The organism is Mesorhizobium huakuii, from assembly GCF_030160235.1.
Taxonomy (GTDB): Bacteria; Pseudomonadota; Alphaproteobacteria; order Rhizobiales; family Rhizobiaceae; genus Mesorhizobium; species Mesorhizobium huakuii.
In genome coordinates, this window is the sequence record NZ_BSNY01000047.1 from 224,299 (window position 1) to 238,344 (window position 14,046).

Sequence of the window (14,046 nt, forward strand, 5' to 3'; positions counted from 1 at the left end):
CTCTCACCGAATCTGAAGGCGCAAACAGAACCCGTTCGGCGCGGCTTGCGCAAGCACCGCGGCCGGCATTTCGCATCAGCTACTGCCGCTTGTATTCCCGCACCGGCGATTTCGTCCCGTCGGTGTAGGTCACCTGCACCGACATCGACTTCACGCTGTCGGCGACCTTGAAATAGCCCTTGGCGTCGTAGGGGATGGCGTAGGGGTCCTTCTTGTCGCAAGGCGGTATCTCGAGCGACTTGTCGAGCGCGGGACCGTTCAGGCTGTAGCGCACCTCCCTAATGGCGCAGCGGTAGGACAGCATCTGGGTGAAATAGACCAGGCCGTGATTGCCGCCGGAGTCGAAGGCGATCCACGACGTCCAGAACTGGTCGAGGATCTGCTTGTCGCCTTGCTGCAGCGCGGCGTCCGGATCGAAGCGTATGTCGAACGGGCCGGTCTCGCGGCCCCTGATGTCGAGATATTTTATGCCGATCGTGGTCGCCGCCGTGCTGTCGGGCAATTCGAAGCTCGGATTGGCCATCGGCTTGCCGGTGGTCTGGTCCTTCATCGCCAGGAAGCCGGTGTCGGTGAACGGACCGCTGGTGCCCAGACGCCAGGAAATCGCGGTTGCCGGCTCGGGCAGCGAAATGGTCATCGACCAGCCCTGGTTGGAGCGCATCGGCGTCAGCGACGGCGCGAAGCGCGCCGGGTCGAGCACGTCGCCAAGGGCGGCGAGCCGGCTGCGGCTGCGGTCCAGCCAGTCGGCCAACTGCGTCTGGTCGACGAAATATTTGAGCAGCCCGCCATCCTTCTCGTAGGAGATGAACCTGGTCAGCGCCTGGGCCTCGTTGCGCTTGTCGGCCAGCGTCTGGCTGCCGAGGCGGTCTTCCGAAAACTCCTGCGCCTTGAGGAAATAGGCCGGCGCATAGTCGGGATTGGCCGCGATGAAGGCGTTGAGCTTGTCGAGCCGCTGCGCGTCCTCGAACTGCAGGATATGCACCAGCTTGATCGACAGCGCCTTGCCCTTGTCGGCCAGTTGCCCGAACACTTCGCGCGCGCCCGCCTTGCCGTCCTGGACCCGAAGCAGCGTGGCAAAGCGCGTATAGGGGTCGATGGCATCGACATCGAAGCCGGCAAAGGCGAGGTAGGAGCGCCGTGCGTTGAGCATGTCGCCCGACAATTCGTAGACGCGGGCATTGTGGTAGAACTCGTCCGGCCGCTTCGGCTCGGCGATCGCCCCGCCCTGTGCCGCGAGCTGGGCAAACCCCTTGGCGATGGTGTCGATCGAGGCGGCGATCTGCTCGGTCGTGGCCTGCAGCTTTTCCGCCTGAACCTGCTGCTGTTGCTGGCCGGCGGCGAGCGTGTCGGTGGTCTGTTTGACCGCCTCGACGGTCTTCTGCGTCTCAGCGCCCTGCTGCGTCTGCTGCTGCTGGGTTGACGCGATCTGATCGGTTTTCTGCACAACAGTGTCGGTCGATTTCTTGACCTCTTCGACGGTCTTTTGCGTCTGCGTCACCGTCTGCTCGATCTTCGCCACCTTTTCGGAGACGATGCCCATCGACTGCTGCAGCTGCGCGATCGCCGGCACCAGGCCGGCGATGACGCCGTTCTGCGAATTGGTCTCCTGCTGCACGGCATAGACGCCGCCGGCGACGGCGGCCGCGCTGGTGGCGAACAACAGCGCCGGCAGCGCCTTGGCCGCCAGCACCAGCCGCAGCACGATGGCAATGGCGATGATGGCCGCGGCGATTGCCGCGACCAGGGCGATATAGGCGGCGAACGGCGCCAGCGGATTGAGCACGTCGCCAACGGCGCCGCTGATGAAAGCGACGCTGCCGGCCCATTTGCCGGTGCGGCTGAGCGATGCCTTGATAAGCGAGGGCGCTGCGCCCCCGGCCCCGATGTTCGTCATGCCACCCCCCAAGCCAGCCGATGCCACGCCCCTTCCCACAGGAAACGCGGTATTGGCAAGGAAAGACACAGAAACAGGCGTTTTCGGGGCGGCGAGCTTGCGAAGGCTCGACAATCCTGGGGCTAACAGCCATTAACCAAATGGACGCATCCAGCGCGTTACGTTAGCTTCGCCTCATCTCAGCAACAGCATCGCCAGAACAGTCCCGCCCTTGCCAGACCTGCATCCCTTCCCGCTCCTCCAGAGAGTTCTCGTCGCCCTTGGCCTGTTGCTGATGGTGGCCGGCTGCTCGACCACGACACCGCCGGACCAGGTGCTGGCCGTCCCCGCGCCGCCGCAGAAATACGCGGCCATCGTCGTCGACGTCAGGACCGGCAAGCAGATGTTCGAGGTCAACTCGACGGCGCAGCGCTATCCGGCCTCGCTGACCAAGATGATGACGCTCTATCTCCTGTTCGAGGCGATGGAATCCGGCCGCGTCACCAAGGAGACGCAGATCCCGGTCTCCGACCATGCCGCCTCGCAGCCGCCGACCAAGATGCGCTTCCGGCGCGGCGAGACGATCGATGTCGATTCCGCCATCCGCGCCATCGTCGTCAAATCCGCCAATGACGTGGCGGTGGCGGTCGGCGAATATCTCGGCGGCTCGGAGGACCAGTTCGCCGCCATGATGACATCAAAGGCGCGCGCGCTCGGCATGACCAGCACCACCTTCCGCAACGCTTCCGGCCTGCCCGACGATGGCCAGATGACCACGGCGCGCGACATGGCGGTGCTCGGCATGGCGCTGCGCCAGCGCTTCCCCCAGCATTTCCACTATTTCTCCGAAAGCGATTTCATGTTCCGCGGCAGGCTGGTGCGCGGCCACAACGACATGCTCGGCCGCGTGCGCGGCGTCGACGGCATCAAGACCGGCTACATCAGGGCGTCGGGCTTCAACATTGTCACCTCCTACAATGCCGACGGCCGCCAGCTGATCGTGGTGGTGATGGGCGCCGACTCGGCCCGCCAGCGCAACGACCATGTCGAGGCGCTGATCCAGCGCAGCCTGTCGCCGACGACGGCCGACAGCAAGACCAGGCTGATGTTCGCCGAACAGCAGTGAAGAGCGGATAAGCCGAGCCTCCCCTCACTTCGTCATCCACGGGCGAAGCAAGGAGCGCAGCGACGCGCGCAGACCCGAGGATCCATGCCGCGACCTCAAGGCGTTGCCACGGTTCGGATTCCTGCTCCACTGCACTCGACAGTCAACGTCCCGGCATGGATCCTCGGGTCTCCGCGACGCCGCTCCCGCGGCTGCTCCGCCCGTGGATGACGAAGTCGGAAAGCGCGTCGACCAGCGAAACGAAGGCCGTCGCCGCCAGGAGAGCCGGGAAAAATCCGCAGCCGGCTATTGTTATCCTGTTGTCATGCAATCGTCGGGAAGCCATGGCATAGGCAGCGCAATCCGACAGTGGATATGCCCGGTCGCCTTGGCGTATCCTCAGATACAGCAGCGCCACAGCAGGAGCCCGCACAATGAGCACCGTTCCCAAGGCATCCGAGCAGCAAACGGCGGACACCGAGAACGACAGCGGCGGCGAATATTTCGAGGCGCCGATCACGCCGGAAGACCTGCACGAGGGCTCGGACGAGCATTTCGACACACCCGAAGTGCCTGATTCCGAACCGGCCGGCCTGGGTACGTCGCGCATAAAGCCGAAGAAGAAGCCGTCGGCGATCTCGGGCCGCAAATTCCACAAGCGCGACCTGGTGCGCATCGACACGCTGCGCCCGAGCCTCGCCGACCGCATCCGCTCCGACCATCCGGACCTGCCCAGAGGCGCCCGCATCAGCCGCGAGGAGCTCGGGCGCTACCGCATGCGTTACATGGAGGAGCTGCTGCAGCAGGAGCACGGCGAATTCTCCGAGCTCGACCGCCAGGTGGTGGAATCGATCGCGAGACAGGACACGATTTCCGAAAACTCGGAAGAGGAGTTCGAGGAGCACCGCACCTTCCCCGACCGCGTCTCCGACAACATGGCGGCCTTCGGCGGCAGCTGGTGGTTCCTGATCTCGTTCGCCACCGTGCTCCTGGTCTGGATCGGCATCAACCTGTTCGAGGGCATCGGCGGCGCTTTCGACCCCTATCCCTTCATCCTGCTCAACCTCCTGCTCTCGTGCATCGCCGCCATCCAGGCGCCGGTCATCATGATGAGCCAGAAGCGCCAGGAGGTGAAGGACCGCCTGCGCTCCTTCAACGAATACCGCGTCAACCTCAAGGCCGAGCTCGAAGTGCGCCATCTGCACGAAAAACTCGACTACCTCATCTCCCGCCAATGGACGCGCCTGGCCGAAATGCAGCAGATGCAGCTGGATGCCATGAACGAGCTGGCGGGGACCAAGAAGGTGAAGCGGGCCGTGCGGGGGGTGCGGCGGCGCACGGTGAAGGGTGAGGGTGAGGCATGATCCGCGAAGCGGACGAAAAGCCCTGGCTTTTCGAACGACGAACGGTGAAGACACGGTCCGCCCTTGCGGATCAAAAGGTCCAGTGGACCTTTTGAAGGGGCTGAACGCCCGAAAGGGCAGGGAGCCTGCGAAGGGCCAGACGCGACCCCTGGACGCCGCACAATCGCCAATTGCCCGTTGAAGCCCGCGCCGGCTTCCGCTAAGAAGCCGTGACTTGCCGGTTCACCGGCTGGTTCGTTTTCCGGTTTCCCGGGAAGCACCCGTAGCTCAGCTGGATAGAGCGCTGCCCTCCGAAGGCAGAGGTCACAGGTTCGAATCCTGTCGGGTGCGCCAACAAAATCAATTTGGCTGGAATTTGGGCTAGTAGGGGCCTACTTCCCACGCGCTTTTTCCCACACAGCGAGCTTATGAGAGCGGGAAGCGACCGCGAAAAAGATTAGCGGGGCAGCAGATGCCGCCCCTGCCCATGTTCTCAATTGTCCCAACCATCCTCGTCGTCACGCGGCTGATAGTCCGGAACGACCCGGATAATTGGCCTCGAACGCTCATAACGCCAGTAGTACTCGTCCGGCGGTTGAGGCTCATAGGTCCGATAGGCGTGCTCGTAGTAGCGCCGGTGCTTCCAGTGCTTTTTGTGCTCGTTGTGTGGTCGCACACAGTAGCCGTCGCGGGTCAGGTACGCGCACGTCACTCGCACCTCCTGGACCAGGCCGCCATGGGCCGGCGCGCCGACGATCATCGGTGCCGCTTGGGCACCAGCGGTCAGCGACAAGATTGCGCCAGCCAAGGCAAAAGCAGGCAGTTTCATTCACTTCTCCATCCAACTCAGGACCACGGCCGAACAGCATCCTGATTTCGGGCAATTTGGGGCGACCCGAAATCACTTTGTTTTTCCGTCGCACATATGTGGAGTGCGCTCGCAGCCATCACGCCCACGGCCAGGCCGCCGCGATCGTGTCGGTCGCTGTTGCGCGGATGCGGGAACAGGAGCCGGCCTGTCGGTGCGCCTCCACGAGCAGCCGAATATTGGAATTGGGGATCAGCGTTCCGCCGGTGTTTCCAACGCGGATCCTGCCACGGACAAGAAGCGGTACTCTGCTCAGTCGCCGACGTGTCGGCACTCAACCTTCGTAATCGGATACCGCCCCCGCCCGTGCGACGAAGCCTTGAGCTGTTCGATCGCCCATTGGCCCATAGGCATGTGCGGCAATCCCCATCCGATCACGGCACCATCTCCAGCGATGCCGTCCACCCCCCTCAACTCGAAGGCACCCTCGGTTCCTCCACCAGGTAAAACCGATCCTTCGGCGAGAAATCCGTCACCAGGAACGAAAACGACGCACTCTCCTGCGGGTCGACCTTGCCTTTGCTGAACAGCAGCCGGTCATAGGGTTCGAAGTCGCGTTTGAATTCGGCGAAGCTGTCGGACTTGATCATGTTGTCCACGCGCTGCGCCTGGTCGAAGGACAGCCCGTCGCCATAATCGCTCGGCACGTTCAGGATCGCCTGCAGCTCGAAGCCGAATTCGATCCAGGCGTCGCCGCTGTTGTTGCGGGTGACGATCTTCAGCGGCAGGAAGCCGGTCGCGTAGTCGCCGGTCGATCCGAAGGGCTGGATCGGCCGCGCGGCGCGGATGGTCAGCGTCACCGGGTCGGCGGTGTCCAGTTCCTCGGTGATGACGATCGGGTCGTCGCGCGTCCCGGCGCCCGTGGCCGAAAGGATCCGGAAGCCGCCGCGTTCGTCGGAGAAGGAATAGGCGCCGGCCTCGAAGATGCCGTCGGCCATGGCACGCGGGCAGCTCGCGGCCAGCAAAGCCGCGAATACCTGCACACAGCGCAAGCCCGGACGCGTCATGGCCAGAGTATGAACGACAATTGCCTGGCCGCAAACTGGCCGGCGACGGGCTGGAATGACGATTGCCTTAGTCTGCTGTCTAAAGAAAGCCTGCCGCTCCGCGCAACGGCATTGGCTCGGCCGCCTTGCCTCAGCCAGCCTTCACCGCCCGCACACTCTCCCGTTCCACCAGCGGGCACTCCAGCTTGGTGATAGGATAGCGCCCCTGTCCAGGCGCCGTCGGCGCCTCGAGCTGTTCGATCGCCCATTGGCCCATCGCCATGTGCGGCAGGATCGAGGTGGTCAGCGGCGGGAAGAGATGCCGGGCGATTTCCTCGTCGTCGTAGCCGACCACCGAAATGTCCTGCGGTATGTGCAGGCCGGCTTCCTTCAGCGCCTCGTAGCAGCCGATCGCGGTGCGGTCGTTCTGGCAGAAGATGGCGGTCGGGCGGTCTTTGAGCGCCAGCAGCTTGACGGTCGCGGCGTAGCCCGCACTTGCCGACCAGTCGCCCTCGACCACCAGCTCCGGGTCGAAGGGAATGTCGGCGGTGGCAAGCGCGCGGCGGTAGCCTTTCAGCCGGTCCTGTGCGGCCTGCATCCACGGCTCGCCGGTGATGGTGGCGATGCGGCGGTGGCCGTGGCTGATCAGATGCCTTGTCGAATTCTGGCCGCCGGCGATCTCCGAGGGCACCACGGCGGGGAAGGCATAGTCGGCCGTGTAGCAATTGAGCAGGATCACCGGAATGTCGAGGCTGTAGAGATAGTCGGGCGCCGTGATCTCGCGGGTGAAGATGGTCATGTAGATTAGCGCCGAAATGCCCCGCCTTGTCAGCGCCTGTATGGCGCGGGGCTCCATCACGGCGTCGCCCATGGTCTGCGCCACCAGGAGCACGTTGCCGGCATTCCACGAGGCCTGGCGCGCGCCTTCGATCGCCACCACCGCCTCAGGGCTGGTCGCCAGCTGGTCGACGGCAAAGCCGATCACGCCGTCCAATCCGTCAAAGGCGGCAACCGGCTTGCGCAGCGCCGAGAAGGCGGGCGCGCTGTAGCCCAGCGCCCGTGCGGCGTCGATCACCCGTTCGCGGGTCTGCTGCGACAGCTTGATTCCTGGCGAATTGTTGAGCACGAAGGAAACGGTCGCCTGCGAGCAGCCGGCGGCCCGGGCGATGTCGGTCATGGTGACCCGCCCCTTGGGCTTGGCCGGCGTCTTGCGGCGCTTTGCCGTCTCGATGGCCGGATCCGTTGTCTCGCTCATGGCAGTCGTGTCCCCATACCCGGCCTGTCTAGCGGCAGCCTGCCGGCCCGACAAGATGGCGCGGCGGCGCCGATTTATAGAAGCCGTCGCCTCGTTTATATATATTAGTAGCCGCGCGGTCCATCGATCATCACGCTCCTTATGTGCAGGGAAAGCAATGATTCCATGACTTGTGGCGCCGCGCGACCAAGGCATGGGCACGTCGGCGCATCGTTCGCGGTGGTGTCGCGATGTGGCAGGACATTGCCCAAAAACTAATAGTGTTTACTAATACAAAAATGCGCTGTAACGTCAATCCGCCGCGTCCGGCCTATTGGGTTCCGGTGCGGCGGGAAAACGAAGTCGATGGTCCGATGGTGGGCGGAGATGCCTCCGCGAGCCTTGTCTCGGATATGTGATATGTCAGACAAATCTGACTATTTACGAACGAGGGATGAGTCTCTAAAGTCCGTGACCGTGGCTGGGACGAGGCCATTCTTGTGAGTGCCGGGAAACCCTGAGGAGGAGGGGGGTATCCGAGCCGCAAACGGCAAATTCAGTGCAATTCTAGTGAGCAAGACGGTCCGGCCCGACGGCTGAACCAAAAAGGGAGGTTGAACATGAAGTCCTTGATACGCAATGCATCCGTGGCCGCCGCGGCCCTGGTTGTCGGCCTGACGGCGACGGCCATCGCGCGCGCCGACGACAAGCCGACGCTGGCTTTCGTCGTCAACGGCGCTTCCGATTTCTGGAAAGCGGCCGAAGCCGGCGTCAAGAAGGCGCAGGGCGAACTGCCCGACTACAATCTCGAACTCAAATATCCCGAACAATCCTCGGTCGCCATCCAGCAGCGGCTGATGGACGATCTGGTGACGGCCGGCGTCAAGGGCATCATGGTCTCGGCCGTCGATCCCAAGACCTCGACCGATGGCCTGAACAAGATCGCCTCGCAAACCGCGCTGTTCACCACCGACAGCGATGCGCCGCAGACCAAGCGTGTCGCCTATATAGGCTCGTCCAATGTCGACGCCGGCAAGCAGGCGGCTGAAATCGCCAAGAAGGCGATGCCCAATGGCGGCAAGTGCCTCGGCTTCGTCGGCCTGCTCGGCGCCGACAATGCCAAGGAGCGCATCCAGGGCATGAAGGATGGCCTGGCCGGCACCAAGATCGAACTCGTCGACGTGCGTGGCGACGATATCGACCAGGCGCGCGCCAAGAAGAATGTCGAGGACGCACTGGTCGCCAGCCCCGACGTCACCTGCATGGTCGGCTTCTACTCCTACAACACGCCGCGCATCTATGAAGCGCTGCGCGATGCCGGCAAGCTCGGCCAGATCACCGTCGTTGGTTTCGATGACGATCCGATCACGCTGGGCGGCGTCAAGGAAGGCACCGTTGCCGCCACCGTCGTGCAGCAGCCCTTCGAATGGGCCTATCAGGGCATGAAGCTGATGGCTGCCTATCTCAAGGGCGACAAGTCGGGCATCCCGGCCGGCAACCTCATCATCATCCCGACCAAGATCATCGGCAAGGATGATGTCGACGCCTACGCCGCCAATCTCAAGGCGATGGCCGGAAAGTAAGACCACAGGCAGTTCAGCCGGCTCAACTTCGCTTGAGCCGGCTGCGCGCATTGACGAACCCTTCGAGGACCGTCAGTCTGCCGGAAGGCCGGCCCGCTAACTGCTGTCAGGCATGATGAACTATTCCGATACATCCATCGCAGCGACTACGCCGTTCCTCAGCCTCGAGAACGTGCGCAAGACCTATCCGGGCGTCGTCGCGCTGGATGGCTTTTCCATGGAGGTCAGGCCGGGCGAGGTCATCGGTCTCGTCGGCGAGAACGGCGCCGGCAAGTCGACCCTGATGAAGATCCTCGGCGGCGTCACCACGCCGGACACCGGCACGATCACCGTCGACGGCACCGCCCACAAAGGCCTGAGCGTCGAAGGCAGCCTGGGCTCGGGCATCGCCTTCGTCCACCAGGAACTCAACCTGTTCGAAAATCTCGATGTCGCCGCCAACATCTTCTTCGGTCGTGAGCCGCTGCGCGCCGGCCCGCTGAAACTCGTCGACCGCTCGAAGCTGCGCGAGATGGTGGCGCCGCTCTTGAAGCGCGTCGGCGCCAATTTCTCCGCCGATGCGCAGGTCGCCTCCTTGTCGCTGGCGCAGCAGCAGATGGTCGAGATCGCCAAGGCGCTGTCGATCAAGGCAAGGCTGGTCATCCTCGACGAGCCGACATCGAGCCTGCCGCTCGCCGAGACCGACAAATTGCTCGACGTCATCAAGGCGCTGAAGGCCGACGGCATCAGCGTCATCTTCATTTCGCACCGCCTGCACGAGGTCGAGCGTGTCGCCGATCGCGTCGTCGTGCTGCGCGACGGCATGTTGGCCGGCACGCTGGGCAAGCGCGACATCAACCACGACCAGATGGTCAAGCTGATGATCGGCCGCATGCTGAAGGAGCGCGAGAAGGCCTCCGAGGCCGCGCGGGCGCCCGGCGCCACGGCACTTGCCGCCAAGGCCATCCGCACCCCAACCTATCCCAGCCGGCCGGTCGACCTCGATGTCAGGCGCGGCGAGATCCTCGGCCTTGCCGGCCTGGTCGGCTCCGGCCGCACCGAGCTCGCCCGCGTCTTCTTCGGCATCGACGGCAGCCTTGGCGGCACGCTCGAGCTCGACGGCAAGACGCTTGTGCTGGGTTCGGCGGCCGATGCCGTCGCGCAGGGCATTTTCCTGGTACCGGAAGACCGCAAGCTGACCGGCATCCTGCTCGACCTGTCGATCGCGCAGAACATTTCGCTGCCCAATCTGCCGGCGCATGCGCGCCGCTCGCTGGTGTCGGCAAGCGCCGAAACGGCAACCGCCGAGAAGCAGAAGAAGGCTCTCGGCATCAAGGCGCCTTCGGTGCAGACGCGCACCGGCACGCTGTCGGGCGGCAACCAGCAGAAGGTCGTGCTCGGCAAATGGCTGGCCATGAACCCGAAGGTGATGATCCTCGACGAGCCGACGCGCGGCATCGACATCGGCGCCAAGGCGGAAATCTACGGGCTGATGCGCGCGCTGGCCGATGCCGGCGTCGCCGTGCTGATGATCTCCAGCGACATGGAGGAGGTGATCGGCGTGTCCGACCGCATCGCCGTCATGCATGAGGGCCAGATCTCGGGCATTCTCGACAAGGACCAGTTCAGCCAGGAAAACGTGCTGCTGCTGGCGGTGGGCAAGCAGCCGAAATAGTTTTTGCGCAGGTCGCGAGACCGCGCAACCTGCTCGAGCAGGAATTGGGGAGACGATGATGAGCAAGAAAGATCTCGGCCTGCTGATACTGATCCTGGTGGTCGGCGCAATCGTGGCCATCATCAATCCGCGCTTCCTCTTGCCGATCAACCTTGCCAACACCTCGAACCTGATCGGCCTGTTCGGTATCCTGTCGATCGGCCAGGCCTTCGTCATCATCACCGGCGGCATCGAACTGTCGGTCGGCTCGGTGGTGGCGCTGCTGGGAACGCTGTTCATCGACTTCATCGCCGTGCGCGAGCTGGACTGGCCGCTGGCCTTCGTGCTGATCATCGCGCTCGGCGCCATCATCGGCCTTGTGCATGGCTGGCTGATCACCAGGCTGAAGCTGCAGCCCTTCGTCGTCACCTTGTGCGGCCTCTTGATCTATCGCGGCGTCGCCCGCTTCTACACCGCCGACGGCACCGCCGGCTTCGCCTTCGGCCAGAATTTTCCCGAGCTCGAATTCCTGACGGCGGGCCGCAGCTGGGGCGTGCCCAACAGCTTCATCGCGCTGATCGTCATCGCCATCGTCATGTGGGTGGTGCTGCACCGCTCGGTGTTCGGCCGCTACCTCTACGCCATAGGCAAGAATGAGGAGGCGGCGAAATATTCCGGCATCCGCACCGGTCGCATCGTCATGGCCGCCTATGTCATCTGCGGCGTGCTTACGGCGCTGTCGGCGATCTATTTCGCCATGTACACGCGCTCGATCTCGCCGGCCAGCCACGGCCAGTTCTATGAGCTCTACGCCATCGCCGCCGCCGTGCTCGGCGGTTTCTCGCTGCGCGGCGGCGAGGGCTCGCTGATCGGCGTCATCCTCGGCACCGTGCTGCTGCAGGAACTGCAGAACCTCGTCAATCTGCTCGGCATCCCGTCCTCGCTCAACTTCGCGGTGATGGGCGGCGTCATCCTCATCGGCGTGCTCGTCGACCAGCAATGGGGCGTGTTCCGGGCGCGGCGGCTGATGGTCGATGCCGCGCGCAAGAACGTTGCCGGCGCGCCGGCGGAATAATCGCGCGGGGCGACGCTGCCGCTTGCTCGACTCCTATAGATATTATAATAGCATAACCCGGTATTGCTTGGGGGTGTGCGGGACATGCGCTGCGATTTGCGAGGCAAGGTAGCGCTGGTCACGGGCGCCGCGGGCGCCATCGGCAGCTCCATCGCCAGGCGCCTGTCCGACAATGGCGCAACGGTCATCGTCGCCGACATCAATGGCGAGGGCGCAAAAGAGGTCGCGGCCGGCTTGACCGATGCCATGGCCTGCGCCACCGACATCCGTGATGTCGCCTCGGTCGACGGCGCCATCGCCGCGATCATGCAGCGCTACGGCCGCCTCGACATCCTCATCAACAATGCCGGCGTCAACACGCTGGCGCACCGCGTCACCCTGGACGAATTCCCGGCCGAGGAGTGGGATCGCATCACCGGCATCGATCTCGACGGTCTCTACATCATGAGCCGGGCGGCACTCCGCCCCATGCTCGCCGCCGGCAGAGGCGGGCGCATCGTCAACATCGCCTCGGTCGTCGGCCTTGCCGCCATGCGCCTGCAGAGCCCGTTCGTCGCCGCCAAGGCCGGTATCATCCATTTGACGCGGTCGATGGCGATCGAACTCGGCGCCAAGGGCATCCTGACCAACGCGGTCGCCCCGGGCTCGGTGATGACGGCGCTGACCGCCAAGCTGTTTTACGGCGATGACGGCAAGTTCGCCGGCCGCACGCAGGAATTCCTGGCCCATGTGCCGCTTGGCCGCCCGGCCGAGCCGCGGGAGATCGCCGAGGCGGTGCTGTTCCTGGCCTCGCCGGCCGCCGGTTATGTCAACGGCCAGGTGCTGGCCGTCGATGGCGGCTGGACGGCGGGATACATGATGTGAGCGGCGCGATGGAAATCGATCTCAACGGCGCGGCGGTTGCCCTCGATGGCGAGACCAACCCGATCGCCGACGCCGCGCTTGCCGCACTGCGTGCCAATGGCGGCACGGTTGTCGAAGCAGGGGATGCCGCCGACATCCTGCTGATCTCCAGCCCACTGCGCCCGGGAACGACGGGGCAGGATCCGCGCAGCCAGCATGCCGATGCGCGCCGGGCTGCCTTGGCCATGGCCCAGCGCGGCGGCGGGCGCATCGTCTTCCTGATCTCGGCCACGGCCGGCATGCCGATGCGCCGCCATCCCCGCTTTTCCATGGAAAATGCCGCGATCCTGGCCGGCATGCGCACGCTGGCCATGGAGTTCGGCCCGAAAGTGCTGGTCAATGCCGTCGGCTTCGGCGCGATCGAGGATGAAATCATGGTCTCGGGCGACAAGGCCATGCTCAGCCACACGCCGGTCGGCCGCGCCGGCTGCATCGAGGAAGCGGTCGCGGCCGTTCTGTTCTTCTGCGATCCGCTCAACACCTACACGACGGGCCAGATGCTGGGCGTCGATGGCGGCTGGACGGCAGGCTATGGGCGCAATTTCTGAATTGCTGAGCATCGGATCGGGAGCGCTCGAAGTCGCCCTGGTGCCCCGGATCGGCGGCTCGGTGAGCTCGCTGCGCTGGCGCGGCATCGATCTCAGGCTCTCGGAAGATGACCGCAGGGCCGGCAACGTGCTTGGCGTCGCCATGTTTCCGATGACGCCCTATGCCAATCGCATCGCCGGTAACGCTTTCGACTTCGCGGCAAGACGCTGGCAGGTCCTGCCCAACAATGTGCCCGAAAAATTCAACGTCCATGGCAGCGGTTGGCAACACGCCTGGGATGTCACCGGGTCAGGTCCCGCCAACGCCACCCTGTCGCTGGACATCGCCGCTGGAGCCGAGCCGTATTCCTATCGCGCGACCCAGGCTTTCACGGTTTCGGATGAGGAGCTGAGCGTGACCATGACGCTGACCAATACCGGGGCGGTCGCCATGCCGTTCGGTTTTGGCTTGCATCCCTGGTTCGATCGCGATCCGGACGTGACTGTGCAATTCAAGGCCGGGTGCTTCTATCTCGAAGAGCCCGACGGCATTTCGGGCGATCCGATCACGCTGCCACCCGAACTCGACTTTGCCGAAGGCAGACCCCTGCCGGGCGGCTGGCGCAACAATGACTATGGCGGATGGAGCGGCGAAGCGACGCTGCGCTTTCCGGTGCGCGGCGTGGGACTGCGCATGAAGGCCGATCCGATCTTCAAGCACCTGATGCTTTATGCCGATCCGACCAAACCATATTTCTGCGCCGAGCCGCAGACCAACGCGTCGGGTGCTTTCAATCGCGGCCGATGGGACGATCCGGAAGAGGGCGTAATCGTGCTCGGTCCGGGCGAAAGCGCTGCCGGCACGGTTGCGTTCGTGCCCTTTGCGCTTGAGACGTAATTCCGAAGGGTGCGGTGA

At 64.2% G+C, this 14,046-nt stretch carries 12 protein-coding genes and 1 tRNA gene; 9 read left to right on the forward strand and 4 right to left on the reverse strand.

The window, feature by feature from the left end; genetic code table 11:
• Positions 1 to 79 precede the first annotated feature (79 nt).
• The gene (locus tag QQK95_RS23330) at positions 80 to 1,894 is read right to left on the reverse strand and encodes a methyl-accepting chemotaxis domain-containing protein (RefSeq protein WP_284276752.1); all 1,815 of its coding nucleotides are present in this window, start codon (positions 1,892 to 1,894) and stop codon (positions 80 to 82) included.
• Between the two features lie 211 nt (positions 1,895 to 2,105).
• Between QQK95_RS23330 and QQK95_RS23335 the strand changes: the two genes are divergently transcribed.
• The 3 genes from QQK95_RS23335 (at position 2,106) to QQK95_RS23345 (ending at position 4,675) form a co-directional block, all read left to right on the forward strand.
• The gene (locus tag QQK95_RS23335) at positions 2,106 to 2,999 is read left to right on the forward strand and encodes a D-alanyl-D-alanine carboxypeptidase family protein (RefSeq protein WP_284276753.1); all 894 of its coding nucleotides are present in this window, start codon (positions 2,106 to 2,108) and stop codon (positions 2,997 to 2,999) included.
• A 413-nt stretch (positions 3,000 to 3,412) separates the two neighbouring features.
• Positions 3,413 to 4,342: a DUF1003 domain-containing protein gene (locus QQK95_RS23340; protein ID WP_284276754.1), complete on the forward strand. Its 930-nt coding sequence runs from the start codon at positions 3,413 to 3,415 to the stop codon at positions 4,340 to 4,342.
• A gap of 256 nt (positions 4,343 to 4,598) precedes the next feature.
• Positions 4,599 to 4,675: transfer RNA gene (locus QQK95_RS23345), tRNA-Arg, on the forward strand.
• Between the two features lie 139 nt (positions 4,676 to 4,814).
• Here QQK95_RS23345 and QQK95_RS23350 read toward each other — a convergent pair.
• The 3 genes from QQK95_RS23350 to QQK95_RS23360 all read right to left on the reverse strand — a co-directional run bounded on the left by QQK95_RS23350 (position 4,815) and on the right by QQK95_RS23360 (position 7,430).
• Entirely contained in the window at positions 4,815 to 5,150 is a 336-nt protein-coding gene (locus tag QQK95_RS23350; RefSeq protein WP_284276755.1) for a hypothetical protein, read from the reverse strand.
• 449 nt (positions 5,151 to 5,599) lie between these two features.
• Positions 5,600 to 6,196 carry a hypothetical protein gene (locus tag QQK95_RS23355; RefSeq protein WP_409371709.1) on the reverse strand — a complete coding sequence of 199 codons (597 nt, stop codon included), beginning with the start codon at positions 6,194 to 6,196 and terminating at the stop codon, positions 5,600 to 5,602.
• Between the two features lie 130 nt (positions 6,197 to 6,326).
• Positions 6,327 to 7,430, reverse strand: coding sequence for a LacI family DNA-binding transcriptional regulator (locus QQK95_RS23360; RefSeq protein WP_284276757.1), 1,104 nt, complete (start codon positions 7,428 to 7,430; stop codon positions 6,327 to 6,329).
• A 599-nt stretch (positions 7,431 to 8,029) separates the two neighbouring features.
• Here QQK95_RS23360 and QQK95_RS23365 point away from each other — a divergent pair.
• From QQK95_RS23365 to QQK95_RS23390, 6 genes are all read left to right on the forward strand, one after another.
• Positions 8,030 to 8,992 carry a sugar-binding protein gene (locus QQK95_RS23365; protein WP_202361090.1) on the forward strand — a complete coding sequence of 321 codons (963 nt, stop codon included), beginning with the start codon at positions 8,030 to 8,032 and terminating at the stop codon, positions 8,990 to 8,992.
• A 115-nt stretch (positions 8,993 to 9,107) separates the two neighbouring features.
• Positions 9,108 to 10,646 (forward strand): sugar ABC transporter ATP-binding protein, encoded by a 1,539-nt coding sequence (locus QQK95_RS23370; RefSeq protein WP_284277052.1) that lies wholly within the window; start codon positions 9,108 to 9,110, stop codon positions 10,644 to 10,646.
• A gap of 58 nt (positions 10,647 to 10,704) precedes the next feature.
• A complete protein-coding gene (locus QQK95_RS23375; RefSeq protein WP_095773158.1) occupies positions 10,705 to 11,700 on the forward strand; it encodes an ABC transporter permease in 996 nt (331 codons plus the stop codon).
• 84 nt (positions 11,701 to 11,784) lie between these two features.
• Positions 11,785 to 12,564: an SDR family NAD(P)-dependent oxidoreductase gene (locus tag QQK95_RS23380; protein WP_284276758.1), complete on the forward strand. Its 780-nt coding sequence runs from the start codon at positions 11,785 to 11,787 to the stop codon at positions 12,562 to 12,564.
• Positions 12,561 to 13,151 (forward strand): SDR family NAD(P)-dependent oxidoreductase, encoded by a 591-nt coding sequence (locus QQK95_RS23385; protein WP_284276759.1) that lies wholly within the window; start codon positions 12,561 to 12,563, stop codon positions 13,149 to 13,151. Before QQK95_RS23380 ends, QQK95_RS23385 begins: the two co-directional genes overlap by 4 nt.
• Complete coding sequence (locus QQK95_RS23390) at positions 13,135 to 14,028, forward strand: aldose 1-epimerase (protein ID WP_284276760.1); 894 nt, start codon at positions 13,135 to 13,137, stop codon at positions 14,026 to 14,028. Before QQK95_RS23385 ends, QQK95_RS23390 begins: the two co-directional genes overlap by 17 nt.
• Positions 14,029 to 14,046 lie beyond the last annotated feature (18 nt).

Coding starts and splice junctions, on each gene's coding strand:
- QQK95_RS23340 (WP_284276754.1), top strand. CDS start 3,413: ATGAGCACCGTTCCCAAGGCATCCGAGCAGCAAACGGCGGACACCGAG.
- QQK95_RS23330 (WP_284276752.1), bottom strand. CDS start 1,894: ATGACGAACATCGGGGCCGGGGGCGCAGCGCCCTCGCTTATCAAGGCA.
- QQK95_RS23360 (WP_284276757.1), bottom strand. CDS start 7,430: ATGAGCGAGACAACGGATCCGGCCATCGAGACGGCAAAGCGCCGCAAG.
- QQK95_RS23390 (WP_284276760.1), top strand. CDS start 13,135: ATGGGCGCAATTTCTGAATTGCTGAGCATCGGATCGGGAGCGCTCGAA.
- QQK95_RS23355 (WP_409371709.1), bottom strand. CDS start 6,196: ATGACGCGTCCGGGCTTGCGCTGTGTGCAGGTATTCGCGGCTTTGCTG.
- QQK95_RS23380 (WP_284276758.1), top strand. CDS start 11,785: ATGCGCTGCGATTTGCGAGGCAAGGTAGCGCTGGTCACGGGCGCCGCG.
- QQK95_RS23375 (WP_095773158.1), top strand. CDS start 10,705: ATGAGCAAGAAAGATCTCGGCCTGCTGATACTGATCCTGGTGGTCGGC.
- QQK95_RS23365 (WP_202361090.1), top strand. CDS start 8,030: ATGAAGTCCTTGATACGCAATGCATCCGTGGCCGCCGCGGCCCTGGTT.
- QQK95_RS23370 (WP_284277052.1), top strand. CDS start 9,108: ATGAACTATTCCGATACATCCATCGCAGCGACTACGCCGTTCCTCAGC.
- QQK95_RS23350 (WP_284276755.1), bottom strand. CDS start 5,150: ATGAAACTGCCTGCTTTTGCCTTGGCTGGCGCAATCTTGTCGCTGACC.